Here is a 23,222-nt window from a genome sequence, read left to right on the forward strand (position 1 = left end):
TCGCTCAGCACCGTGCCCTGCCGCACGTCAGGCCTCCGCGGCGGCGGCGAACTCGACCACGAGGTCCAGCTCGACGGGGGCGTCCAGGGGCAGCACGCAGACGCCGACCGCGCTGCGGGCATGGGCGCCCGCCTCGCCGAACAGGGCCCCGAGCAGGTCGCTGGCGCCGTTGATCACGGCGGGCTGGCCGGTGAAGCCGGGGTCTGAGGCGACGTAGCCGGTGAGCTTGACGATCCGGGTGATCCGGTCGAGGTCGCCGATCTGCGCGGCCACGGCGGCGAGCGCGTTCAGGCAGGCGATACGGGCGAGGTCCTGCGCCTGCGCGGCGCTGATCTCCGCCCCGACCTTGCCGGTGGCGGGCAGGGAGCCCGAGATCATCGGCAGCTGCCCGGAGGTGTGCACGAGGTCGCCCGCGACCACGGCAGGCACGTAGCTGGCGACCGGAGCGGCCACGGGCGGGAGCGCGAGGCCCAGCTCCTCGAGGCGGCCCAGGACCGTCCCCGGCTGCGGCGCGGCGGACATCAGCCCTGCTCCAGCGGACGCTTGAGGTAGGCGACGAGCGACTCGGGGTTGGGCCCCGGGACGACCTGGACGAGCTCCCAGCCTTCGGAGCCGTAGTTGTCCAGGATCTGCTTGGTGGCGTGGATCAGGAGGGGGACGGTGAGGTATTCCCAGAGGGTGCGATCGGTCATGCCCAGAGCCTACCGGCCCAGGTCACGCCGATGGGTCTCGTCCGCGCCGCCGTCCCCGGGCCGATGCCCCGGACGGTTCGGACGGGCGGCTCATTCCCCCGCCGCGCGCTCCTGGATACGGGTGAGGACGCCGTACCAGTCGTGGATCCCGGGGTGCTGCCGCAGCAGTCGGCGGCGCTCGCGCTCGGTCATGCCTCCCCACACGCCGAACTCGACCCTGTTGTCGAGGGCGTCGGCCAGGCACAGGGTCCGGACCGGGCAGCTCATACAGGTGACCTTGACCTTCTGCTGGTCGGCTCCCTGTACGAAGAAGCCGTCCGGGTCCTGGCCGGCGCACGATCCGCGTGCGGCCCATCCCTCGCGTTCGGCGACTGAGCTTCCCGTCATGCTGGTGGTCACAGGTGTCCCCTTTCGAATCTTCGTCGACTCGTGGAGGCCCATAGTAGGTTTTTCCGACGAACAAGCAAAATGCACCGTTTCGTCCCTCCGCGGACCCCGGCTCCCAGGCTCCGCGCAGAGCCGCCACAGGATGCCCGCAGGCGCCGCCCATCGGGCTCCGGGCCGCGCGATCCCGCACGCCGCGGGCGTGGAAGTGCACCCCGGGCTCGACGTACTGTAGGACCATGGCGGACCTTGACCCTCGATCCCCCCGCGCCGGCGCGAACCCGGCCAGAGCCCTCCTGCAGACCGTGTATCTGCTGGTGGGACTGCTCGTCGTGTCCGGCGTCGCCGGCGTGCTGATGGCGGGCTTCCTGCTGCCGGCGGTGTCGCTGACGTCCTCGGCGACGGACGACGGGGTGGAGCTGTTCAACTCCTATCCGACGGAGCTGAAGGTCGAGCCGCTGAACCAGTCCAGCCGCATCGAGGCGGCGGACGGCTCCCTGCTCGCGACGTTCTACTACCAGAACCGCGTCATGGTCCCCCTCGAGGAGATCTCGCCCTACGTCCAGCACGCGGTCGTGGCGGAGGAGGACCGCCGCTTCTACGAGCACGGCGGCATCGACATCCGCGGCACCGCCCGCGCCCTGCTGAGCAACTCGGCGGGCGGCAGCACGCAGGGCGGCTCGACGCTGACCCAGCAGTACGTGAAGAACGCGCTGCTCATGGATGCGCAGCAGCGCGGGGACGATGAGGCGAAGGCCGAGGCCACGGAGCAGACCTACGGCCGCAAGGCCCGGGAGGCGAAGCTCGCGATCTCGCTCGAGAAGGAATGGTCCAAGGACGAGATCCTCGGCGCCTATCTCAACGTGGCCCAGTTCGGTCCCTCGCAGTACGGCGTGGAGACCGGCTCCCAGCACTACTTCTCCAAGCCCGCGAAGGACCTGGGACCGGGCGAGGCCGCCCTGCTCGCAGGCATCACCAACGGTCCGAACCTCTACGATCCGGTGAAGAATCCCGAGCGTGCGGAGAAGCGCCGCAACGAGGTGCTGCGCGCCATGCTGCGCGACGGGTACATCACCCAGGAGCAGTACGACGAGGCCTCCGCCCTGCCGGTGACGGAGATGCTCAAGGTCCAGAACGTCTCCGCCGGATGCGCGAGCGCCGGCCGCTCGGGCTTCTTCTGCGACTACGTGACGCGCTCGCTGATGAACGATCCGAGCTTCGGGGAGACGCCCGCGGACCGCCGGAAGAAGCTGTACGGCGGCGGTCTGACGATCCGCACGACCCTCGATGTCGGCAAGCAGAAGGCGGCGGAGGACCTCCTCGAGGCTCGCCTGCCGGCGACGGACGACTCCGGCTTCGGCCACTCGATCGTGACGGTCGAGCCGGGCACCGGCAACGTCCTGGTGATGGCGCAGAACCGCACCTTCAACCCCTACGAGGAGGTGGGCCCGGGCGAGACCGCCATCAACTACAACGTCCCCAAGGCCCTCGGCGGCGGCAGCGGCTTCCCCGTGGGCTCGACCTTCAAGCCCTTCGTGCTCACCGAGTGGCTCAAGACCGGCCATTCGATCTGGGACACGGTCGGCACGGCGCGCCAGACGATGACGACCTTCCCGGCCAAGTGTCTGCCCGGCGGCGCCTGGCGGGAGCGGCGCGGCTACAACCCGGACAACGCCGTGTCCGTGGCGCTCGCGCCGATGGAGCCCGCGCTCAACGCGACGAAGTTCTCGATCAACACCTCCTACGCCAACATGGCCCGGCAGATGGACCTGTGCGACATCGCGAGCACGGCGCGCACCCTGGGCGTGGTGCCGGCGACCTTCAACCCCTTCAACCCGGAGACGCAGTCGATGCCGGTCGAGGACCTGTACGGGCAGGAGCTCGCCCCCTCGGTGGTCGTCCTGGGCGAGCTGAGGATCAGCGCCCTCGACATGGCCTCGGCCTACGCGACCTTCGGCGCCTCCGGCACGTACTGCCGACCCACCGCCATCACGGCGATCACCGATCGGGCCGGCAAGGACGTCGCCTTCACCGGGAACAGCTGCAAGCAGGTCCTGGACAAGCAGGTCGCGGACTCCGTGGCCTGGACCCTCGAGCAGGACCTCGCCGATCCGCGGGCCACGGGCAAGGGCAAGGTCATCCCGGGCCACGACGCCGGCGGCAAGACCGGCACCTCGAGCGAGCAGTTCCACACCTGGTACGTGGGCTTCACGAGGCAGATGAGCACCGCGGTCTGGTTCGGCAACCCGACCTCGAACGTGAAGCCGGGCGGGTTCACCGTCGGCGACACCTACCTGCGGCGCGGCAGCGTGTGGGGCAACACCGTGTCCCTGCCCACCTGGCAGCAGTACATGATCACGGTCCACGAGGGCCTGCCCAACGAGCCGTTCCCGGGCGAGCCCGGCCGGCCGGCCGCCCCCGCCCGGGGCGCCCAGCGCGACGGCACCGTGCCCGACGTGAGCGGCATGGTCCTGTCGACGGCGACCTCGACCCTCGAGGGGGCCGGCTACAAGGTCACCGTCCGGCGCGAGCCCTCCGCCGATGTCGAGAAGTGGCGAGTGATCGGGACGGACCCCGCCCCGGGCACCCCGCTCACCGAGGGCCGGACGGTGACGATCCGCCAGTCCACCGGGAAGGGCTGAGGTGGCGCGAGCCGCGAGGGCCGCCGCGCTGGGCGCCCTCGCCCTCGGTGCGGCCGCCGGGGCGCATCTCTGGGCCCGGCACGTCGAGGTCGACCGCTTCACGCTGCGGGAGGAGACGCTGCGGATCCTTCCCGCCGGGGCGCGGAGCATCCGGCTGCTGCACATCAGCGACATCCACCTCATGCCGGAGCAGGAGCGCAAGCTCGAGTTCCTGCGGTTCCTGGGGACCCTGCGCCCCCACCTCGTCATCGACACCGGCGACAACATCGCCTCGAGCGCCTCGATCGCCCCGCTCGCCGAGGCGCTCGATCCGCTGCTGCGCCGATCGGGCGCCTTCGTCATGGGCTCGAACGACATGTATGCGCCCGGGCCGAAGAATCCGCTGCGCTACTTCCTGCCCGATCCGCGCCCCGAGGGGTTCGTGGCGGAGCATCGCGCCGCGGATCTCCCGGTCGAGTCCCTTGCGGAGGTCCTCGGCGCGCACGGCTGGCGGGACCTGACGAACACCCGCGCCCGCATCGATCTGCCGGGGCTGCGGATCCAGCTGGTCGGGGTGGACGACCCGCATCTCGAACGCGACGCGATGCCCTCCCCCGAGCCCGACGCGGAGCACGCCCGGGACCGGGACGATGCCGGGCAGCAGGATCCCGCGGCGCCCGTCCCGCCGGTGCTGCGCCTGGGCGTCGCCCACGCCCCGTACCGGCGGGTCCTGGACGCCTTCACCCGCGACGGCGCCGATCTCCTGCTCGCAGGGCACACCCATGGCGGTCAGCTGCGTCTGCCGGGCATCGGCGCGCTCGTGACCAACTGCGATCTCCCGCGCACGCAGGCGCGCGGCCTCTCGACGTGGAACGGCGTCCCCCTGCACGTCAGCGGCGGTCTGGGGGCGAGCCCGTTCTCGAACTACCGCCTCTTCAACCCGCCGGAGGCGACGTTGATCACGTTGCGCGCCTCCGACCGCCCCTGAGTTCGCGCGGAGCGCCTGGCCGGGGTAATGTTTCACGTCGGTGAGGCACTCCGGTGCGGCACCGAGGCGGGGTGTGGCGCAGCTTGGTAGCGCGCCTCGTTCGGGACGAGGAGGTCGCAGGTTCAAATCCTGTCACCCCGACCGCCGGTCGCAGCGCGGCATCATCCATCGATGGTGCCGCGCTTCGCCTTTCGGGCCCGGATCCTCCGCGCATTCGACCCGCAGGAATCACATCGCTGTGATTAACACAGAGGTTCGAAAAGACTCCGGAACAACACTCCGATACGCCGACTTTCTCGTAAAAGTTGAGTAAAGTCAACGTCTTCTTCGCGTCAAGGCAGGCGGGGGGTCCTGGCGGGACCCCCGTAGGGTGTTCCTGGTGCCGCCTGGATGGGGCCCCGTCCGGTGTGGTCGCCGCTCCGTCCCCATGCCGGTCACTTCCTCGTTCACCGCGGACGGACACAGCACGCGACCCGGGTCCCTGCCGGAACCGGTGCGCGTCTGCGAGGCGAGGAGAAAGAGGCGAACCGCCATGTTCAGTCCCCCGACCCGCCCGACGCACCGGGCCCCCGGCCGAGCGGTGGTGAACTACCGCGGGATGGCCGCCCCCATGGGCCGCTCCATCGGCGGCGCCGCCGTGCTCGGCGCGGTCACCGCCACCGGCTCGCTGGTCGCGATCCCCGAGGCCGATGCGGTGACCTCCGCGCAGCTCTCCGGCGTCGCCACCGGCATCACCGTCGCCCCCGCGGACCTGTCCCCCGCCGCCCAGAAGGAGCTCGACACCTACACGGCGCTCGTGCTGCGCCCGGGCGCCCGCGGCGACGCCATCAGCTTCCTCCAGGCCCGCCTGAACGACCGCGGCGCGAACATCGCCGTGGACGGGAAGTACGGCCCCGCCACCCGCAAGGCCGTCATGGCCGTGCAGACCAACGGCGGCGTGAGCGCGGACGGCGTCGTGGGCCCGTACACGTGGAACATCCTCGTGAACTACTCCGCCGAGGAGGCCCCCGCCCATCTGCCCGAGTCCTCGAGCTCGTCCCGCAGCAGCGCGAGCTCCGCGGCATCGGACGAGGCCCGCTACGCCCCCCAGAAGCTGCGCTACGGCAGCCGCGGCGAGGCCGTGAGCTTCCTCCAGGCCCGCCTGAACGACCGCGGCGCGAAGATCGCCGTGGACGGGAAGTTCGGCCCCGCCACCCGCACCGCGGTGCGGGCCGTGCAGACCAACGGCGGAGTCGCCGTCGACGGGGTCGTCGGCCCGGCGACGTGGAACATCATGTTCAACGTCTCCGCCTCCGATGCCCCCGCCACCATCAAGGGCGGCTCCTCCTCCGGCGGTTCCTCCGGATCCGGCGGCGGCTCCTCGAGCTCGTACATCGGCACGGTCCTGCGCTACGGCGACCGCGGCGACGCGGTCCGGTACCTGCAGGCGCGCCTGAACGACCGCGATGCCGGGATCCCCGAGGACGGGAAGTTCGGCCCTGCCACCCGCAGCGCCGTCCGCGCCCTCCAGTCCAACGGCGGAAACCGCGCCGACGGCGTGGTGGGCCCCGCGACCTGGGACCTCCTGGTGAACACGAGCGCGAAGGACGTGCCCGCGAACGCCGAGGAGGCCGCCCCGCGCTGGGACGGCGACTCGATGGTCGCCCTCGCCAAGGAGCAGATCGGCGTCCCCTACGTGTGGGGAGGCTCGAACCCCGCGACCGGCCTGGACTGCTCGGGCCTGGTGAAGTACGTGTACAACGCCCACGGCATCACCGTCCCGCGCACTGCGAAGAACCAGACCTTCGGCGGTCGGATCATCCCCCGCTCCGAGGCGAAGCCCGGCGACCTGGTCGCGTTCTCCGCCGGGAACTGGGGCCACATCGGCATCTATGCCGGCAACGGCAAGATCGTCGATGCCGGCAGCTCCAAGGGACGCGTCGTCTACCGCGACATCTGGAACTCCCCGCACGTGTTCGTGACCTACCGCTGAGACGGAGCGCGAGCACCACCGCGGACCCTGCTCGACGCATCGCGTCACCGGGAAGGAGCAGGACCTGCGGACGAGGGCCCGATCGGCATGCGCCGGTCGGGCCCTCGCACATCCGGGCGCCCCGCGACACGTCGCGCCGTGCGCGGGCTCGCATGTGGAAAGATGTCTGAGACCCAGGTCACGACCGCGGATCAGCCGTCCCCGCCCGGAGCATCGGCCTCCGGCGCGCTCCGGGCCGCAGAAGGAACGATGCCATGACAGCGCCCCTCGCCCTCCTCCCCCTCCCCCAGCATGTCTCCTGGTCGGCCGGTGTCTGGGCGAGCACGGATCCCTGGCGGGAGCTGTCGGTGGGCCTGTCCGAGGACCTGCCCCGCACCGAGTACGCGCTGTCCATCTCGCCGCAGGGCGCCTCCCTCACCGCCGGCAGCGAGGCCGCACTCGCCGACGGGCGCAACACCTTCGCCCAGATCGTCGCGGGCACCCACGGCGAGATCCCCTGCGTGAGCATCCACGACGCGCCCCGCCATGCCTGGCGCGGTCTGCACCTGGACGTGGTCGGACGCTTCGTGGACCTCGCGGAGCTCGAGAAGATCATCGACGCCCTCGCCCTGCACCGGATGAACGTGCTGCAGCTCCAGCTCAGCGACGATCAGGGCTGGCGGGTGGAGATCAAGGGCTACCCGCGGCTGACGGAGATCGGCTCCGTGCGCTCCGGCCCGCTGCGCGCGAGCGAGGACGAGAAGCCGCCGTCGGAGCTCGCCCAGGAGGCGCCGCACGGGGGCTTCTACACCCAGCAGGAGCTGCGGGCCCTGGTCGCCTACGCGCACCGTCGCGGCGTCACGATCATCCCGCAGATCAGCCTGCCCGGGCACATGCAGGCCGCGATCGCCGCCTACCCGCAGCTGGGCGCCGTCCCCGACCGCCGGGTGGGCGTGCGCGAGGTGCTGGGCGGCTCCGACCATGTGCTCGGCGTGTCCGACGAGGTCTTCGCCTTCGTGCGCGACGTGCTGGTCCAGGTCGCGGAGGTCTTCCCCGCGGCGCTGCTGCACATCGGCGCGGAGACCTGCGCGCGCGGGGAGTGGGAGCGCTCGGCCGAGGTCCGCGCGCGGATGGTCGACTGGGGGATGACCCGGGTCTCCGAGGTGCAGGGCCGCTTCACGACCTTCGCCGCAGACGTCCTCGCCGAGCACGGCACCGCGATCGTCGGCGGAGACGACGTGCTGAGCTCCCGCACCCCGGACGGGACGACCATCGTGGTCAGCAGCGGGGAGCGGGCTCTCGCGGAGGCGATTTCCCGCGGCTTCCCCTGCGTCGTCGGAACCGAAGCGCTGCTGGGTCTGGACCGGCCGCAGGGCCCGCACCGCCGCGAGGAGCCCGGCTCCCCCGGCCGCCCTCTCAGGCTGCGGGACGTGTACGAGGCGCCGCTCGTGCCGCCGAAGCTCGCCGATGCCGGCAGGACCCTCGTCCGCGGGATCCAGGCGAGCCTGCCGACCGGACGCGTCTCCTCCTCCGAGGAGCTGGAGCGCCTGCTCTTCCCGCGGCTGTGCGCGGTCGCCGAACGCGCCTGGGGGTCCCCGCCCGAGCGCTACGAGCAGTTCCTCGCGCGTCTGCGCGACCATCTTCCCCGTCTGGATGCCTTCGGCATCGCCTACCGAGAGCTCGACTGACATGCCCGATCACCATGATGCCCACCCCTACGGCCGCTCCGTGCACGATGTGCGTCGCCGCACCCTCCGCGAGGCCCGGCATCGGCGGATGCGGATCACGCAGCTGATCGTCTTCTCCGCGCTGATCATCCTGCTGGTGGGCGCGGTCGCGGTCGCCGTGAACCTCGTGCGCAGCCCGCAGCCCGCTCCCCCGGCGGCCGCGACCCCGAGCGCGGCCTCGACCTGTCCTGCCGCCGGCGCGGTCCCCGCCCCACCCGCCGAGGTGACCGTCACGGTCCTCAACGGCACCTCCACCCGCGGGCTCGCCGGGGACGTGACCGCCGAGCTCGCCGAGCGCGGGTACGCGACCGGCAAGGCCGGCAACGCGCAGAGCGCCGACGCCCCGGCCGCCGTGATCTACGGCAGCGGCGGCTATCTCGCGGCCGCCTCGGTCGCCGCCCAGATCGACGGCGCCGTCCTCGTGCCCGGGGATGCCGAAGGGGCCGAAGGGGCCGAGGTCACCCTGGTCATCGGCGCGGACTGGCCGGGGCTGCGGGCCCCCGAGGCCGCGACGGCGGCCCTCGCCGAGCCGGTCGCCGTCCCGGAGGGCTGCGCCTCCTGAGCGGCCTGCTCGCGGCGGGCCTCAGTCCCGCCAGGCGCGGCGGTCCCGCTCCATGCGCGAGCCGATCCACAGCATCGTCCCGCCCGCGAAGAGGGTCAGGGCGACGACGGAGCCGAAGACCACCGCCGTGCCGGGGGCATCGGGCATCAGCCCGGCCAGGAGCGTGTTGATGCCGACGGTGTCCTGCGGGACCTTCGCGGAGGACGCGGCATCGGGGTCGACCTCCGCGGCGATCGTGGCGAGCGCCGGCACGCCTGTGGAATCGGTGACGAGGTACTCGATCTCCGCGGCCCGGCCCACGAAGCCGGGAGCCGGCTCGAACACGAGCAGGCCGTCGCTGCCGATCCGGTACTCGCCCTGGTCGGGGATGACGAGGCGGGTCCCCGTCCAGTCCTCGAGCTCCTCGAGGTTCGCTGCATCCATCGAGCGCAGGCGCAGCGTCCCCGGCTGCAGCGGCTGGCCGACGCCGGCCGGGGTGTCGTTGGCCAGGACGTCCGCGGTGATCGCGACTCCCGGAGCGGTCCGGACCTCGTCGTCGCGCATCGTGGGCACCGCGCCGGTGAAGGTCGCCGTGAGCGTCGCCGTCGTCCCGTTGTCGGCGTACAGCCCCGCGGCCCGCACCCGGACAGGGCTGACCACGAGACCCGGGTCCGCCGAGGCCGGGGAGAAGACGATCTTCATGGCCTCCCGGTCGATGCTCCATGTCCCCTGCCCGGGCACGTCGAGCTGCTGCGCGTCCTCGGACAGCGTCGCGCCCTCCGGCAGGTCCGCGGCGTCCAGGACCAGGGAGTCGGCACGGATGTCGCGGCTGGCGCTGCGCGGGTCGAAGACGACGTCGGAGCCGTGCACCCCGGTCTGCGAGAGATCGGCGATGCGCGGGTAGCTCGTGTCCAGCAGCGCCCGCGAGGACGTGCTGCCCGCGCCGTCCCCGCCCCGCACGCCCATCGGCGCGGCCGCGATCACGTCCTCGTCCTCCGGCGTGAAGGTGACGGTGGACTCGCCCCGGTCCAGGATCCACCGTCCCTGGCCGGGGATCTCGGCGACCGTCCCGTCGGCGGACAGCGTCGCGACCCCGTCATCGGTGACGGGAGCCAGGGTCAGGGTCGCGGGATCGATGTTCTGCTGGCCCTCGGCGAGCGTGAAGACGATGGAGTCCCCGAAGCGGGCGGAGCGCTTCATGTTCGGGATCACCGGCTCGACCACGGCGACCACCCCGGTGCTGGTCGCCTCCCCGGAGGCGTCGACGGCGGTGTAGTGCACGGGAGAGGGCTGGCCGCTGTCCAGGCGCGGGCGCAGCGGCGTGAAGGTGAGCGTGAGCCGGTCCTCGGACAGCTCCCACGTCCCCTGCTCCGGGATCACCACGCGTCTGCCGTCCTCGGTGACCGTCGAGCTGCGGGGGAGGTCGTCCAGCTGCAGCCCGGCCCGTCCCTCGACGAGATCCGGGTCCTGGTCCTGCAGGTGGATGGTGACGACCTCGCCGGCGCTCGCGCTCACCCGGTGCATCACCGTCTCCGGAGTGGTCACGGTGAGCTCCGAGGGGCGGGACCGGACGCCCCCGGGGGCGGCGACGGTGATCGCCACCGGGGTGATCTCGCGGTCGAAGGCGCCGTCGGGCACGTAGACGATCTGCCCGTCCACGATGCTCCACGTGCCCTCGTCCTGCACCACGAGGGTGGTCCGGTCCTCCGACAGCGCCATGCGGGCGCGCTCCTCCTCCGGGAGATCGGCGGGGATGGCGAGCTGCGCCGTGTCGAGGTCGAGCTCCGGCTCCGCGGAATCCGCGAGGAGGGCGGTGATGTCGATGCGGCTCACGGACGACGGGGAGATCGACACCTCGGAGCGCGTCAGCGGCAGATCGAAGGGGCCGTCCTCGCCGAGGGCGAGCGCCGGGGCGGCGATCAGCAGCGGGGCGAGGGCGAGCGTCGCCGCCAGGACCGCCGCGGCCTCGCGCAGGGGGCGACGATCCTGTCTGCGCGGGGTCTCACGAGGGGTCTGCGGCACGCGGTCACAGTACCAGGGGAGCCCGCGCGGACCCCGGGCTCGCACCGGCCCGGGGCCGGGTCCCGCGCCCGTTCCGCGGAGGTGTCCGGTGCCGTGTCCTGGGCCACTATCCTGGGCCGATGGACGACGTCGACCGCCCCGTGCCGGGCACGCCCCCGGGCGCGGGCACCGCATCGGTGACCGCAGCGCTCTCCCCCGCGCTGACCGCGCTCCTGCCCGCGCTCGCCGCCTGGATGCCGCAGCGCCGCTGGTTCGTGCGGGAGGCGGGAGAGGAGGACGGCTGCCCGCCTCGGCTCGAGCTGCTCGCCGTCCTCCCCCTGCCGCTCGCGCCCGTGGACCCGGGTGCCCTCCCGGGAACCCGGGTGCTCCTGCTCCTGCTGCGCGCCCGCCCGGGCGGGTCGGAGGAGCCGCCCGCCGCGGACGCGCTCGGCGGGGCCGTCGGCGGATACCGCGACTACCAGGTGCCGCTCGTGCTGCGGCCGCAGGCCGCGACCGGCGTCGGCGAGCCCTCCGCGGAGCAGGCGCCCGTGCCGGCGGTGATCGGCGAGGTCACCGTGGACGGCACTCCCCTGCGCGTGATCGACGCGGTCGAGGACGGGAGCGGGCGACGCGCCCTGCTGCACCTGCTCACCTCGCCGCCGGCGCCCCGGCAGAAGGCCTGCCCGGGCGGGGAGGCCCCTGCGCTGCGCCTCGTCGCCGACGGCGTGCGGGGAGGTCGCGGGCTCGGCCCGGTCCGCGCGAGCCGCCTGCTGCGGGGCGAGCAGTCCAACAGTTCGATGATCTTCGAGATCGACGGGGCGGATCCGGTGATCCTCAAGCTGTTCCGGATCCTGCAGGGCGGAGCCAATCCGGACGTGGAGGTGCAGTCCGTCCTGGACGCCGCGCAGTGCGCCGCGATCGCGCCCCTCCTCGGCGCCGTGCGGGCCGTTCCGGAGCGCGGCCTCCGGATCGGCACCGCCGACGAGGCGGACCGGGGCGAGGATCCGCCCGCCGTGCACCTCCTGCTCGCGCAGCGCTTCCTGCCCGATGTGCAGGACGCCTGGCGGGTCGCCCTCGAGCGCGCGCGGACCGGGACGAGCTTCCGGACCCAGGCGCACGAGCTGGGAGCGGCGACCGGGCAGGTGCATCGGATCCTCGCCCGGGAGATGCGGAGCGTCCCGGCCGACGCGCGAGCCCGCGAGCAGATGATCGCGGGGATGCTGGAGCGGCTCGAGGAGGCGGCCCGAGACATCCCGCAGATCGCCGCGCAGGCCGATGACCTGCGGCTCCTGATCCAGCGGGCGAGGAGCGGGCCGTGGCCGCCGCTGCAGCGGATCCATGGCGACTACCACCTGGGCCAGGTGCTGCGCACGGCCTCGGACGGCTGGGTGCTGCTGGACTTCGAGGGCGAGCCGCTGCGTCCGCTCGCCCAGCGCACCGCCCCGGACTGCACGCTGCGCGACGTCGCGGGGATGCTGCGCAGCCTCGACTACGCGGCCGCCGCGGTCCGTCGCTCCGACGGCGTCGACGCCCGCGCCTGGGCCGAGGACGCCCGGGCGGCCTTCCTCGCCGGCTACCGCGAGGTCCGCCTCCCCGAGGACCCCGCCGGGCAGGCGTCGCTGCTGCGCGTCTTCGAGGCGGACAAGGCGATCTACGAGGCGCTGTACGAGGCGCGCCTGCGCCCCGACTGGCTGGGCATCCCGCTCGAGGCCCTCGAGCGGATCCTGGCGCAGGACCGGCTCAGCGCAGAGGCCGCGCCGGGGGCGTGATCGGGGAGGTGCTGCTCAGCGTCTCCCGCGTGGTCGGCAGGAACTCGGCGCTGATCACCCGCAGCCCCAGCCTGCTCCCGCCCAGCAGCTCGAACAGCTCCCCGTCGACGCAGCGCCAGCGCACCTGGAGAAGGCTCGACGCGGTCGGCTCGGGGAGGCGGTGGAACCCGAGCGCCGCGAGAGGGCCGTCGAGGTCGCGCGCCCGCTGCTCGAGGTTCTCCCGCCCGGCGGGCAGCTCGGCCACGAGCAGCCCGCTGACGTGGATCATGGTGCGCAGCCCCTGCCAGGAGCCGCCGGAGGAGCGGTCGCGGCCGGGCCGCGTCTGCCGGAAGCCGCCTCGTCCCGGCTGCGGTCCGAGGAGGGTCGCGGCGGCCTCCGCGAGGATCTCCCGGACCCGGGCCCGGGCCTCGCCCTCGGAGCGGACGTGCTCCGGGGAGGGAGCCGGGATCGCTGGCATTGTCCGGCTCCTCGACGGGGGCGACGGCGCCCTGCTGCTCAGGGGCGGTGGACCGATGCCGATCAGGATAGGGTCCGGCCCGTCTCCTGCCGATGGGGAGAAGTCCCCATCGACAGCCGTCCCGTCCCCTCTCCCCTCCCGGTCGGTCAGGAGGGGACGGGCACGAACTCGATCGGGCTCACCGAGGAATAGCGGTCCTCACGGATCGAGACGACGCCGACGCCGCCGATGAACGGGGCGAGCGCCTGCGGATTCTTGCCCGGGTTGGCGAGGACCACCTGGAAGCCGAAGTGGCGGAAGGACTCCATGGCCGCCGTGATGAACTTGCCCGCACCCTTCGAGAACGCCTCGTCGATGATGATCGGCGCGTAGCGGGGGACGTCGATGCCGGTCCCGGCGAGCTGATAGCGCAGGGCCGCGGCGAGGCAGAACGTCGCCAGGCGCTCGTTCTGGCCGCCCGAGAGCGGACCCCCGGACTCGTGGGCGTGCACGACAGTGCCGTTCGCGTCGACCTCCTCGGCATGGAAGTGGACGTGGCGCCGCACGTCCAGGATCACCCGGGAGACCTGGTCGTCCTGGGTCCGGGCATCGGAGATGATCCCCATCAGGTGACGCAGGGAGACGAAGCGCTCCTCCGCCTTCTCCCGGTCCCGGGTGATGTCGTTCTCGACGGTGTCCCGGGCGGCCTCGTCGAGAGCGCGGCGGAACTCGTCCAGGGCCGCGAGGTGCACGGGCCGCATCGACAGCTGCAGGAAGCGTCCCGAATGGAACTCGACCTGCGCGAGCAGCGAGTTGATACGGGACAGGCGCTTGCGGATCTCCGCCGGCTCGCGGGCGATCGCGGTGGCGAGGGCCTGCACGTCCCCGAGCGTGTTGTCGGTGAAGAAGTCGAAGAACCGGTCCTCGACCTCGGGCAGCTTCTCCTCCTGGATCCGCCGGTGGATCGCGAGGTAGTCGGGGGCGGCCTCGAGCGAGGTGTCCGTGTCCCCGGCATCGGCCGGCCACCGCCGTGCGAACTCCCGCATCGCCGTGCGCATGTCCTCCTCCGCGCGCGAGGTGCGCCGGGTGAGATCCATCAGCTCCGCGTCCAGCGTCGAGGACGCGTCCTTGGTGACCCGGTCGATGTTGCCCAGGACGAGGTTCGGCGAGATCGCCCGGAAGCGCTCGGCGAGCTCCTCCTCGACCTCCGCGGACAGGGTCCGCTCCGCCAGGCGCGAGCGCGCCTCGACCAGGCGCTCCGCAGTGCGCTCGGCCTGCTCGGCGAGCTTGCCGGCACCGCGGACCACCTCGAGCAGCTCCTCGTCGCTGTCGCGGATCGCCTGTTCGACGTCGTCGATCTGCCGGGCGAGCTCTGCGAGGGCCTCGGAGCCGTTCTCCGCGGCGCGCACCATGTCGCCGAGGTTCGCCACGCGCCGGGCGATCGAGGCAGCGTCGATGTCGTCCCAGGTCACGGCGGACAGCGCCTGCAGGGCGAAGAGGCGTTCCCGGCGGCGCTCGGCGTCGGTCTCGACGTCCTTGCGGCGGGCCTGGGCCTCGAACAGCTCCTGCTCGGCGCGGATCCGCTCGTTCTCGAAGACGGCGCGCTTGGCCCGGTTGTCGAAGCCCAGCACCCACTGGGAGCGGTCGTTGATGGAGCGGTCGGCGTTCTTCTCGTGCCGGGAGGCCGAATGCTTGATCTGGCCCGAGCGCAGCACCGCCCGGTTCAGGCGCGTGAACTCCTCGAGGTCCTCCGCGCACGTGTAGTCCATGCGGGCGGCGATCTCGCCCTGCAGCCACGCATGGAACTCGCCGTCCTTGACGTCGAGCTTCGCGGCCAGGGAGCGCTCGTCGATCGCCCGCACCGGGCGCCGCAGGTCCGTGTTGATCCGGTTGTAGGAGATGCGCCGGCGCAGCTTGGTGCGGTCGATCGCGCTCGCCACTTCGCGATAGACCCGGTCCGGGACCAGGATCGATCGCGCGAGCCCGCGCAGCGCCTGCTCGGCGGCGGCCGTCCACTCCTCCTGCCCCTCCCTGATCTGGAGAAGCTCCGCCGCGAAGGGCAGATCGGTGGGGGCGACGCCGACCTGCTTCGCGATCCCGTCGCGCAGCGCGATGTCCTCCGAATGGAGGTTGGAGGCGCGGCCGGTGAGGGACGTCAGCTCCTGGGTGGTCTGGGCCAGGGCGGCCTGCCACTGGCGGACCGTCGCCTCCGCGTCCCAGCGGATCCGGTCTGCGCCCTTCTCCTCCTCCTCGAGGCTCGCCCGCATGGCGGCGACCTCCCTCTGCGTCTGCAGGAAGAGGTCCTCGCTGATCGGTGTGCGCAGGTCGACGGTCGCGAGCTGGGTGCCGAACTCGGTCGCCCGCTCCTTGCGGCGGGTCCGCTCGACCTCGAGCCCGGCGATCTGCTGCTTCCAGTCGTCGATCTCGCCGCCGCCGGCGCGGCGACGCTGCTCCTTGAGCTGGGCCAGATCCGCGCGCGCCTCCGCCACGTCCTGGGTGAGCCTCCTCTGGCTCGCCGCGAGGCGGTCCTTCTCGAGCTCGAGGCGCTCCTGGTCCTCCCCCAGCAGCCGCACCAGATGCTGGGCGGCGAACAGGTCGATGTCCGCGCGGCGGTCCACGAGCTCCCCGCCCCGCTCGCGCATCCGCGTCCAGGCGTCATGGGATTCCTTCAGCCCGGCGAGCAGGTCCCGCTGCTGGCGGGCCGTCACGAGCGCCTCGTAGACCTCGGAGAGGTTGTGGAAGTTGGCGAGGGCCTGATCGGCCAGGTCGAAGGTGCGGGGCTCGTCGAGCATGTAGTCCCGCAGCAGGGCGTTGACGTCCCCCAGCTCCTTCGCCGACTGGATCTTGTGCAGCAGGGCAAGGGCCTTCTCATCGGGGATCCCGAGGATCTGGCTGAACTTCGCCCGGTACTCGCGGAACTGCCGGAACGTCTCCGTGCCCGGGTGGGCGGCCTCGAGCGCCTTCCCCTCGATGCTGCTCGAGACGAACTGCCGCAGGTCCGTGACGTCCAGCGGCTCCCGGGCGATCACGTAGAGGCTCTTCACATCGGAGTCCGCGGTGTGGCCGGCGTGCAGGAGCAGGAGACGGGTGAGCTGGACGGTGCCACCCTGCCCGTCGGAGTAGCGCAGCGTGATCACCGACAGGGTCGACTTCTCGCGCAGCACCTCCTGGCTGAACTCGCCGGTCGCCGCGTCGTAGTGCATCGCATGGGCGCCCCGCACATAGCTCGCCACGGTGCGGCGGTACTTCGAGCGCGCCGGCCCGGCATCGGAGGCGGCGGCGTTGAAGTGGAGGGTGCGCGGCGGCGTCAGCAGCGCGCTGATGGCGTCCAGCAGTGTGGACTTGCCCGTTCCCGGTCCGCCGGTCAGGAAGAAGCCCTTCGGCGAGATCGCGAGCTCATGCGTGCCGTGGAAGGTGCCCCAGTTGGACAGCTGGACGTGCGTGAGGCGCCACTGGCCCGGATGCGGGTGGTCGGGGTCGCGCACTGCCTCGTCGTCGCCGGCATGCGCCGCGGGAGCCATCCCGGGCAGGTCGAGGGTCTCGGATGCGGAAGCCACCGCACAAGGGTACCTGGGCGGCGCTCGGGTGCCCGGTCGTGCGGCCGTCCCGGCGGCTCAGGCCTGTGCGGGACGGCCGCTCTCCGGCGCGCCGGTCGGCGCGAGGGCCTCGCCCGGATCCTCCTCATCCTGCTCGTCCTGCGCATCGCCCTGCTCGGCATCGGACGGATCCTCGAGCGTGTCGGCGCCCGCGAGGCGGTACAGGCCGATGAACTCGCGCGCCGTGTCCGGGCCGATCATGAGCCGCAGAACCGGGGAGACCTCGTAGGAGTCGCCCTGCTCGTCCAGCAGCCCCGCCTTCTGGATCTTCGTGATCGAGGCGCGCACGTCGCGGGTGAAGCCCGCTTCGTCGGTCGAGGTGGAGCGCCGATAGGCGGCGAGCGCCTGCTGGATCTCCGCCTCGCTCACGACGGCGCGCTGCCCTCGCGAGGACTGGGTCAGCAGCATCTGGCGCAGGACCAGCAGCAGCACGGAGTCCAGGCGGTTCAGACCGGTCAGCCGGCGCAGCAGCTTGGGGGCGTCCGGGTCGTCCTCGCTCTGGCGGACGAAGGCGACCTGGGCGTCGTCGTCGACGACGAGCTCGAGATACATGTCCGCGAGCCGCGCCTCGAGTGCGGCGCGGTCGCGCAGCAGCTGGGCGTAGCGCGCGGTGTCCTTGCGTCCGTCGAGGAACGGCCCCTGCAGCAGCGCGACGAGCACGCGGCGGGACTCGTCGACCAGGCGGTGGAGGATCACGGAGCGGCCGGTGGTGCCGTCGTCCTCGTTCGGGCTCGCGGGGGATGTCGTCACGGGTCACGAGCGTACCCGGCCCGCGGGCGCGCAGGCGAGCGGCCCGGGGCGCGGCGCACGGTCCCCCGGCCCCTCCCGATCTCGCGCCCGTGCTTCTCCCGTTCTCGCACCCGCGCTTCTCATCGCCCCTGGCCTCGCCAGTGCGGCGAAGACGCCGCAATGCGACGCCCAGAGCCGCAGTTTCGCCGCACACCCCCACACCGCCACCGCCTTCTCACGCGCTGTCGTCGCCAGTGCGGCGAAGGCGCCGCAATGCGACGCCCAGAGCCGCAGTTTCGCCGCACCGGAACGTCGGGACGTGGGGATGTGGGCGCCGGTGCGGCGGCGCGGGCCGGACGGGCGTGCCAGACTCGGGCCATGTCCTCCGATCATCCCGTGCAGCCCCTGCCGCCCGATGCTGTGGACCCCGCATCCGGGAGCCGCGACGTGGATCCATCGGCCGCGGCGGCGGAGCACGCCCGTCGGGACGAAGCAGGGCGCACCCACGAGCACGGAGCAGGGCGTGCCCGCATGGACGACGTGACGGTCGAGCGCGTCCTGCGCACGGTCGAGCAGATCCCGCCGGGGCGCGTCGCGGCGTACGGGCAGATCGGCGCGATCGTCGGGATCGGGCCCCGCCTGGTGGGCCGGATCATGAGCACCTGGGGCGGGAGCGTGACCTGGTGGCGGGTCACGAATGCCTCCGGCGACCTGCCCGGACCGCTGCTGGCCCGGGCGAGGGCGCGCTGGGAGGCCGAAGGGATCACCATGAAGCCGAACGGCCGCGGGACGAACCTGCGCAGGCACGGGGCCGACCTCGGCCGCCTGCGCGCGCAGGCCCGGGAGTCCTGGGCCGAGCTGCCGGAGCTGCGGTCCGGTTCCGCGGAGTCGGACGGGGAGATCCCGGAGCCCTGATGCCCGCAGCCTGCGACCCGGAGCCCGGACACCGGGGCCCCGGGGCCGCGTCGACCGCCAGCAGCGAGATCACGGCACCATCCGGTTCTCGCCGGCCCCGCCGCGCCGGAGCGGGCGCGGATCGCGGGTCGGGGTCCGCAGCCGCCGGACCTGCGCCGGACGGAACCGCACCGCTACTGGGCGGGGACGTCGTCCAGGAAGTAGAAGGCCGGGATGCGGGCGGCGTAGTCCTCGCCGTCGAGCTCGCGCCAGGTCACGATCTCGGTCGAGCCCTCGCGCGGGCTCGCATGCTGGGTGGCCAGGAACATGAGGCCGATGACGCTCGCGAGGCCCTGGCTGGCCGGCTGCTCGCGCAGCACGTCGCCGATCGAGGCCTGCCCGCTGCGTCCGCGCACCTCGTTGACGACCGCGCTCAGACCGACGAGGTCGATGTCGTTGCTGCGCACGAGATCGGCGAGCACCTCGACGCTCAGGGTCGTCGCGTCGTGGACCTCCGCCTCCGCGGGCGCTCCCGGATCGGTGGGGTCCTTCAGCTGGTGCTGGGAGACCGAGGCCAGCCGTGCCCGGGCGACGTGCAGCTCGAGCGGGAACGGTGTGCGCGGGGGGATCTCGTCGCGCTGGGCGAGGGCGAGGCCCTGCGCCTCCTGCAGCAGGTCCAGCAGCACGCGGTGCTGACGGAAGTCCTGGCTGCGCACGAAGCGGGCGAGCGAGCGGTACAGCTCGGTCTTGACGTCGAGCACCTCCTGCGCGGGCTCGTACAGGTCGCTGAACACGTTCGCGAGCTTCTCGCGCTCCTCGCGGCTCAGGCTCGCGGAGAAGTCCCGCGCGAGCAGCCGGTCCACCACGTCCTGCGCCGTGCGGGTCTGGTGCGGATCGTTGAGCATGCGGAAGAACGCGGTGAAGGTGCGGCCCACGGTGGACTGGCCCAGCAGGTCGTCCCCGGCGAGCAGCTGCTCGAGGATCTCGCCGCGCGAGCCCTCCGGGGAGAGGATCTGCTCGCGCAGGTGCAGGTCCACGCCGCGCAGGTCCTCGCGGTACTGGAGGAAGTCTCCGGAGAGCTCCCCGGCGATCTGCAGGATGTCGCGCAGCCGGTCCACGGAGGACTCGGCGCTGGGGAGCATGAGCTCCCCCTCGGACAGCTCCCGGATCTCCTGCTCGATCTGCGCGCGACGCCGCTGCAGGTCCGCCAGGCGCACGTCGCGGTCGGTCTCCGTCTCCTGTGCGAGACGGTCGAACTGCTGGATGACCAGCTGCAGGCGCGACTGCGTGGTCGTGGGCCGATGCTCCTGCAGGGAGGCGATGAACTGGACGGCGTCGATCGTGGCGGGGGACGGCTCGAAGGTCGTCTCCACCCGCTGCGGGTCGTCCCGCCGGGTCAGGTACCCCTCGCGGACCCAGCCGTCGACGTACTCGGCGGCCCCGCGGCCGATGCGGGTCCCGCCGTCGGATGCGGGCTCCGGGTCCTCGTCGTGCAGCAGCGCGATGTGCGACTCGACACGGGCGACCAGCTCGCTGCGGGGAAGGCGACGGTTGCCCGCGGGGAAGACGGACTGGAGGATGGCCAGCACGGCGGGAGCCTTGGTCGCCGACAGCAGGCGCCAGGTGCTCAGGCGCCGCAGCTGCTCGTACTCGTCCTTGCGCGCGGCGACCGCATCGGCGCGGCGGTGTCGCGCGGGGGTCTGCTCGGGCGTGCTCACAAGCGGCGAGCCTACCAAGGGGCGTCCCGCCTCGCCGCCGCGGATCCGCCCTCCCGCGGAGCGAGCGCTTTCCCCCATCGGCGCCCGAGCGACGTAGCGTGGTGCCGGTGTGCACCGGCACCGGGCGCCTGCCCCGGGACCCGCACCCCGCCAGAACCCGACCCGGAGGACGAGGATGACCACCGCCGCCCAGATCACCGACGCCGACGACCGCTGGTGGGAGACCCGTCCCGCAGGCGAGGGCCGCCTCCGCGGACGCGCCCATCTCGACTCCGATGCCCCCTCCCTCTGCCTCGACGGGACGTGGGACATCCGCGTCGGGCAGCGGGCCGACGGCTCCGACCTGGGCCCCTCGCATCGGATCGAGGTACCGGGGCTGTGGCAGCTGCAGGGCTTCGGCGCCCCGCAGTACACGAACATCATCTACCCGATCCCCCGGGACGTTCCGCACGTCCCGGACGAGAACCCGACCGGCCACTACTCCCGCCTGCTCGAGGTCCCCGGCGACTGGGCCGCGGCGCGGGCCGATGGCGCCCGGATCCTGCTGCGCTTCCAGGGGGTGGACTCCGCGGCGCGCGTGTGGATCGACGGCGCGGAGGTGGGGATCACCGCGGGCAGCCGGCTCACCCAGGAGTTCGACGTCACGGACCTGCTGACGGGTGCGGGCCCGCACCTGCTCGAGGTCCGGGTGGTGCAGTGGTCGGTGAACACCTACGTCGAGGATCAGGACATGTGGTGGATGAGCGGGATCTTCCGCAGCGTCGACCTGCTGCTGCGTCCCGTCGGCGGAATCCACGACCTCGTCACCGACGCCGACCTCGACCCGGCGACGGGCCGCGGCACCCTGTCCGTGCGGGCGTTCGACGCCGACGGCGGGCCGCTGCCCGTCCAGGTGGAGATCCCCGAGCTCGGCATCGGCCAGGACGTGCCCGCGGAGGGTGCCGTGATCGAGGTCGGCGAGGTCGCGCCGTGGAGCGCGGAGTCCCCGCGCCTGTACGGGGTGCGGATCTCGACCCCGGCCGAGAGCGTGCGCCTGCGGGCCGGCTTCCGTCGCGTGGAGATCGACGGCGACATCTTCCGGATCAACGGCGAGCGGATCGTGTTCCGCGGTGTGAACCGTCATGAGGCGGACCCCGTCTGCGGCCGCACCCAGAACCTCGAGAACCAGGACCGCGACGCGGCCCTGATGAAGCTGCACAACCTCAATGCCGTGCGCACCTCCCACTACCCGCCTCATCAGCGCTTCCTCGACGTCTGCGACGAGGTGGGCCTGTACGTGATCTGCGAGGGCGACTTCGAGGCGCACGGCTTCCACGCCGACATGACCGGGGAGGACGGCGGCGGAGCGGCCCAGCGCCCCGCCGCGGACGAGCGCTTCCGCGAGGGCCTGGTCGAGAGGACGGACCGCTTCGTGCGCCGCGACCTGAACCATCCCTCGATCGTCATGTGGTCGATCGGCAACGAGGCGGCGACGGGCCCCGTCACCCGGGCGATGATCCAGCGGGTCCGCGAGGTCGATCCCACCCGGCCGGTGATCTACGAGCAGGACTATCTGGCGCAGGACGTCGACGTCTTCTCCCTCATGTACCCCTCGCATGCGGAGAGCGAGGAGATCGGCCGCAAGGAGCTGTCCGAGGCGTTCCGCGACCGTCTGCGCTCCATGCTCGAGCATCTGGGCGTCACGCCCGACGAGGACGCCCTCGCGGATCCTCCGGCGCTCACCAGGCCCTTCCTGTGGATCGAGTACGCCCACGCGATGGGCAACGGCGCCGGCGCCCTGAAGGAGTACATGGACCTGGTCCATCGGTACCCGTCCCTGCACGGCGGCTTCATCTGGGAGTGGATCGACCACGGGCTCCTGACGACCGACGCCGAGGGGAACGAGATCTTCGGATACGGCGGCGACTTCGGCGAGCGCCTGCACGATGCGAACTTCGTGGCCGACGGCCTGGTGCTGCCCGACCGGACCCCCTCCCCCGCCCTGCTGGACGCCAAGCATCACTACGCGCCGGTGGGGCTCGAGGTCTCGGCCGGATCGGCGAGGCTGACGAACCGCTACGCCTTCGTGGACCTCGCCCACCTGCGGGCGGAGGTCTCCGTCGACGACCAGCGCAGCTGGAGCGAGCTCGCGCTGCCGGCCCTCGCCCCGGGCGGCAGCGCCGAGGTGCCGCTGCCCGCGCACGCGGGACCGGCGGTGACGGTGCGCCTGCTCACGCGGGAGGCACAGGGCCCCGTCCCGGCGGGCCACGTGGTGGTCGCGGCCTCGTACGTGGCGCCGGAGCGCCTGGCCGCCGAGTACCCGCTGCCGCCGGCGACGGTCCCGCCCGTCCGGGAGGGCCGCGGCTGGCGGGTGGGGCCGGCGGTGCTCGACGACCTGGGCCGGCTCGTGCGGCTGGGGGGCCTGGACATCGAGGAGGCGGGGGTGGACCTGTGGCGGGCCCCGGTCGACAACGAGCGCGCCTTCACCGAGGTCGCCCTCGAGTCCCGCTGGAAGCGGATCGGTCTCGATGCCGCCCGCTCGCGCCTGGTCTCGATCGAGGCGGAGGACGCGGCGCTCGTGGTGACGCGTCGTCTGGGCCTGGACGGGAGCGGGCTCGGGGCCGATGTCCGCGAGCGCCTGTCCAGCGACGGGACCTCCCTGGTCCTCGAGGTCGACGTGGTGCCCTCCGCGACCTGGCCGGAGGACCTCCCGCTGCCGCGGGTGGGCTGGACGCTGTCCGCTCCCGGGGACCTGGACATGATCGGCTACCTGGGACAGGGGCCGCACGAGGCGTACCCGGACACCGGCGGCGGCACGACCTTCGGCGCCTGGGCCTCGACGCTGCGGGACCTGCAGGTCCCCTACGTGATGCCGCAGGAGAACGGGAACCGGGCGGGTGTGGTCTCCGCGCATGTGCACGGCGAGGGCCGCTCGCTGGACCTCGTCATGCCCGAGGGCCTGGGCCTCGCGGTGCGTCCGTGGTCGAGCCGCGAGCTGGACGTGCGGGGGCATGACGGCGCCCTGCGCCCGGACGGGAGGACGTGGGTGACGATCTCCGCGGCCCTGCACGGGGTAGGCTCGGCCGCCTGCGGCCCCGTCCCGCTGCCGCAGCACGTCCTCCTCGCGCGTCCGGTCTCCTTCCGGTTCTCGCTGACCGCCCGGCGCCGCTGAGGACTCCCACCCGTCCCCCAGCCC

The 23,222-nt window shown here is 72.8% G+C and carries 16 protein-coding genes and 1 tRNA gene; 9 read left to right on the forward strand and 8 right to left on the reverse strand.

Translation table 11 applies throughout. The annotated features are described in order from the left end of the window. Positions 1–27: 27 nt before the first annotated feature. From ACFFF6_RS16825 to ACFFF6_RS16835, 3 genes are all read right to left on the reverse strand, one after another. The gene (locus tag ACFFF6_RS16825) at positions 28–522 is read right to left on the reverse strand and encodes a RidA family protein (RefSeq protein ID WP_376982646.1); all 495 of its coding nucleotides are present in this window, start codon (positions 520–522) and stop codon (positions 28–30) included. Further along, complete coding sequence (sp36, locus tag ACFFF6_RS16830; RefSeq protein WP_376982647.1) at positions 522–692, reverse strand: Sp36 family protein; 171 nt, start codon at positions 690–692, stop codon at positions 522–524. Before sp36 ends, ACFFF6_RS16825 begins: the two co-directional genes overlap by 1 nt. Before the next feature lie 90 nt (positions 693–782). Then, positions 783–1,079 carry a WhiB family transcriptional regulator gene (locus tag ACFFF6_RS16835; RefSeq protein WP_376982648.1) on the reverse strand — a complete coding sequence of 99 codons (297 nt, stop codon included), beginning with the start codon at positions 1,077–1,079 and terminating at the stop codon, positions 783–785. Positions 1,080–1,315: 236 nt separating this feature from the next. Between ACFFF6_RS16835 and ACFFF6_RS16840 the strand changes: the two genes are divergently transcribed. The 6 genes from ACFFF6_RS16840 to ACFFF6_RS16865 all read left to right on the forward strand — a co-directional run bounded on the left by ACFFF6_RS16840 (position 1,316) and on the right by ACFFF6_RS16865 (position 8,925). Further along, positions 1,316–3,718, forward strand: a complete 2,403-nt coding sequence (locus ACFFF6_RS16840) for a penicillin-binding protein (protein WP_376982649.1) — start codon at positions 1,316–1,318, stop codon at positions 3,716–3,718. Between the two features lies 1 nt (position 3,719). Further along, positions 3,720–4,685, forward strand: coding sequence for a metallophosphoesterase (locus ACFFF6_RS16845; protein ID WP_376982650.1), 966 nt, complete (start codon positions 3,720–3,722; stop codon positions 4,683–4,685). A 67-nt stretch (positions 4,686–4,752) separates the two neighbouring features. Further along, positions 4,753–4,826 (forward strand) — tRNA-Pro (locus tag ACFFF6_RS16850). Positions 4,827–5,217: 391 nt separating this feature from the next. Then, on the forward strand, positions 5,218–6,657 hold the full coding sequence (locus ACFFF6_RS16855; protein ID WP_376982651.1) for a C40 family peptidase: 1,440 nt from the start codon (positions 5,218–5,220) through the stop codon (positions 6,655–6,657). A 254-nt stretch (positions 6,658–6,911) separates the two neighbouring features. Further along, on the forward strand, positions 6,912–8,324 hold the full coding sequence (locus tag ACFFF6_RS16860) for a beta-N-acetylhexosaminidase (RefSeq protein ID WP_376982652.1): 1,413 nt from the start codon (positions 6,912–6,914) through the stop codon (positions 8,322–8,324). Between the two features lies 1 nt (position 8,325). Next, positions 8,326–8,925, forward strand: a complete 600-nt coding sequence (locus ACFFF6_RS16865) for a LytR C-terminal domain-containing protein (protein WP_376982654.1) — start codon at positions 8,326–8,328, stop codon at positions 8,923–8,925. A 21-nt stretch (positions 8,926–8,946) separates the two neighbouring features. Here the strand turns inward: ACFFF6_RS16865 and ACFFF6_RS16870 are convergent, their stop codons facing one another. Then, positions 8,947–10,926 carry an Ig-like domain-containing protein gene (locus ACFFF6_RS16870; protein ID WP_376982655.1) on the reverse strand — a complete coding sequence of 660 codons (1,980 nt, stop codon included), beginning with the start codon at positions 10,924–10,926 and terminating at the stop codon, positions 8,947–8,949. Positions 10,927–11,045: 119 nt separating this feature from the next. On the opposite strand from ACFFF6_RS16870, the gene ACFFF6_RS16875 reads away from it, so the two are divergent. After that, positions 11,046–12,674 carry a trehalose biosynthesis protein gene (locus ACFFF6_RS16875; RefSeq protein ID WP_376982656.1) on the forward strand — a complete coding sequence of 543 codons (1,629 nt, stop codon included), beginning with the start codon at positions 11,046–11,048 and terminating at the stop codon, positions 12,672–12,674. Here the strand turns inward: ACFFF6_RS16875 and ACFFF6_RS16880 are convergent. The 3 genes from ACFFF6_RS16880 to ACFFF6_RS16890 form a co-directional block, all read right to left on the reverse strand. After that, on the reverse strand, positions 12,646–13,131 hold the full coding sequence (locus ACFFF6_RS16880; RefSeq protein ID WP_376982657.1) for a hypothetical protein: 486 nt from the start codon (positions 13,129–13,131) through the stop codon (positions 12,646–12,648). The two genes, ACFFF6_RS16875 and ACFFF6_RS16880, sit on opposite strands and share 29 nt — an antisense overlap. Before the next feature lie 146 nt (positions 13,132–13,277). Next, positions 13,278–16,667: an ATP-binding protein gene (locus ACFFF6_RS16885; protein WP_376982658.1), complete on the reverse strand. Its 3,390-nt coding sequence runs from the start codon at positions 16,665–16,667 to the stop codon at positions 13,278–13,280. Between the two features lie 57 nt (positions 16,668–16,724). After that, positions 16,725–17,456 carry a DUF4194 domain-containing protein gene (locus tag ACFFF6_RS16890; RefSeq protein ID WP_376982659.1) on the reverse strand — a complete coding sequence of 244 codons (732 nt, stop codon included), beginning with the start codon at positions 17,454–17,456 and terminating at the stop codon, positions 16,725–16,727. Positions 17,457–17,813: 357 nt separating this feature from the next. On the opposite strand from ACFFF6_RS16890, the gene ACFFF6_RS16895 reads away from it, so the two are divergent. After that, positions 17,814–18,350, forward strand: a complete 537-nt coding sequence (locus ACFFF6_RS16895; RefSeq protein ID WP_376982660.1) for an MGMT family protein — start codon at positions 17,814–17,816, stop codon at positions 18,348–18,350. Between the two features lie 173 nt (positions 18,351–18,523). Here ACFFF6_RS16895 and ACFFF6_RS16900 read toward each other — a convergent pair whose 3' ends face one another. Next, positions 18,524–20,047, reverse strand: coding sequence for a DUF3375 domain-containing protein (locus ACFFF6_RS16900; RefSeq protein ID WP_376982661.1), 1,524 nt, complete (start codon positions 20,045–20,047; stop codon positions 18,524–18,526). A 175-nt stretch (positions 20,048–20,222) separates the two neighbouring features. On the opposite strand from ACFFF6_RS16900, the gene ACFFF6_RS16905 reads away from it, so the two are divergent. After that, a complete protein-coding gene (locus tag ACFFF6_RS16905) occupies positions 20,223–23,198 on the forward strand; it encodes a glycoside hydrolase family 2 TIM barrel-domain containing protein (RefSeq protein WP_376982662.1) in 2,976 nt (991 codons plus the stop codon). Positions 23,199–23,222 lie beyond the last annotated feature (24 nt).

The organism is Brachybacterium hainanense (assembly GCF_042434575.1).
GTDB lineage: Bacteria > Actinomycetota > Actinomycetes > Actinomycetales > Dermabacteraceae > Brachybacterium > Brachybacterium hainanense.

Coding starts and splice junctions, on each gene's coding strand:
- ACFFF6_RS16880 (WP_376982657.1), bottom strand. CDS start 13,131: ATGCCAGCGATCCCGGCTCCCTCCCCGGAGCACGTCCGCTCCGAGGGC.
- ACFFF6_RS16905 (WP_376982662.1), top strand. CDS start 20,223: ATGACCACCGCCGCCCAGATCACCGACGCCGACGACCGCTGGTGGGAG.
- ACFFF6_RS16825 (WP_376982646.1), bottom strand. CDS start 522: ATGTCCGCCGCGCCGCAGCCGGGGACGGTCCTGGGCCGCCTCGAGGAG.
- ACFFF6_RS16860 (WP_376982652.1), top strand. CDS start 6,912: ATGACAGCGCCCCTCGCCCTCCTCCCCCTCCCCCAGCATGTCTCCTGG.
- ACFFF6_RS16895 (WP_376982660.1), top strand. CDS start 17,814: ATGTCCTCCGATCATCCCGTGCAGCCCCTGCCGCCCGATGCTGTGGAC.
- sp36 (WP_376982647.1), bottom strand. CDS start 692: ATGACCGATCGCACCCTCTGGGAATACCTCACCGTCCCCCTCCTGATC.
- ACFFF6_RS16840 (WP_376982649.1), top strand. CDS start 1,316: ATGGCGGACCTTGACCCTCGATCCCCCCGCGCCGGCGCGAACCCGGCC.
- ACFFF6_RS16875 (WP_376982656.1), top strand. CDS start 11,046: ATGGACGACGTCGACCGCCCCGTGCCGGGCACGCCCCCGGGCGCGGGC.
- ACFFF6_RS16835 (WP_376982648.1), bottom strand. CDS start 1,079: ATGACGGGAAGCTCAGTCGCCGAACGCGAGGGATGGGCCGCACGCGGA.
- ACFFF6_RS16865 (WP_376982654.1), top strand. CDS start 8,326: ATGCCCGATCACCATGATGCCCACCCCTACGGCCGCTCCGTGCACGAT.
- ACFFF6_RS16855 (WP_376982651.1), top strand. CDS start 5,218: ATGTTCAGTCCCCCGACCCGCCCGACGCACCGGGCCCCCGGCCGAGCG.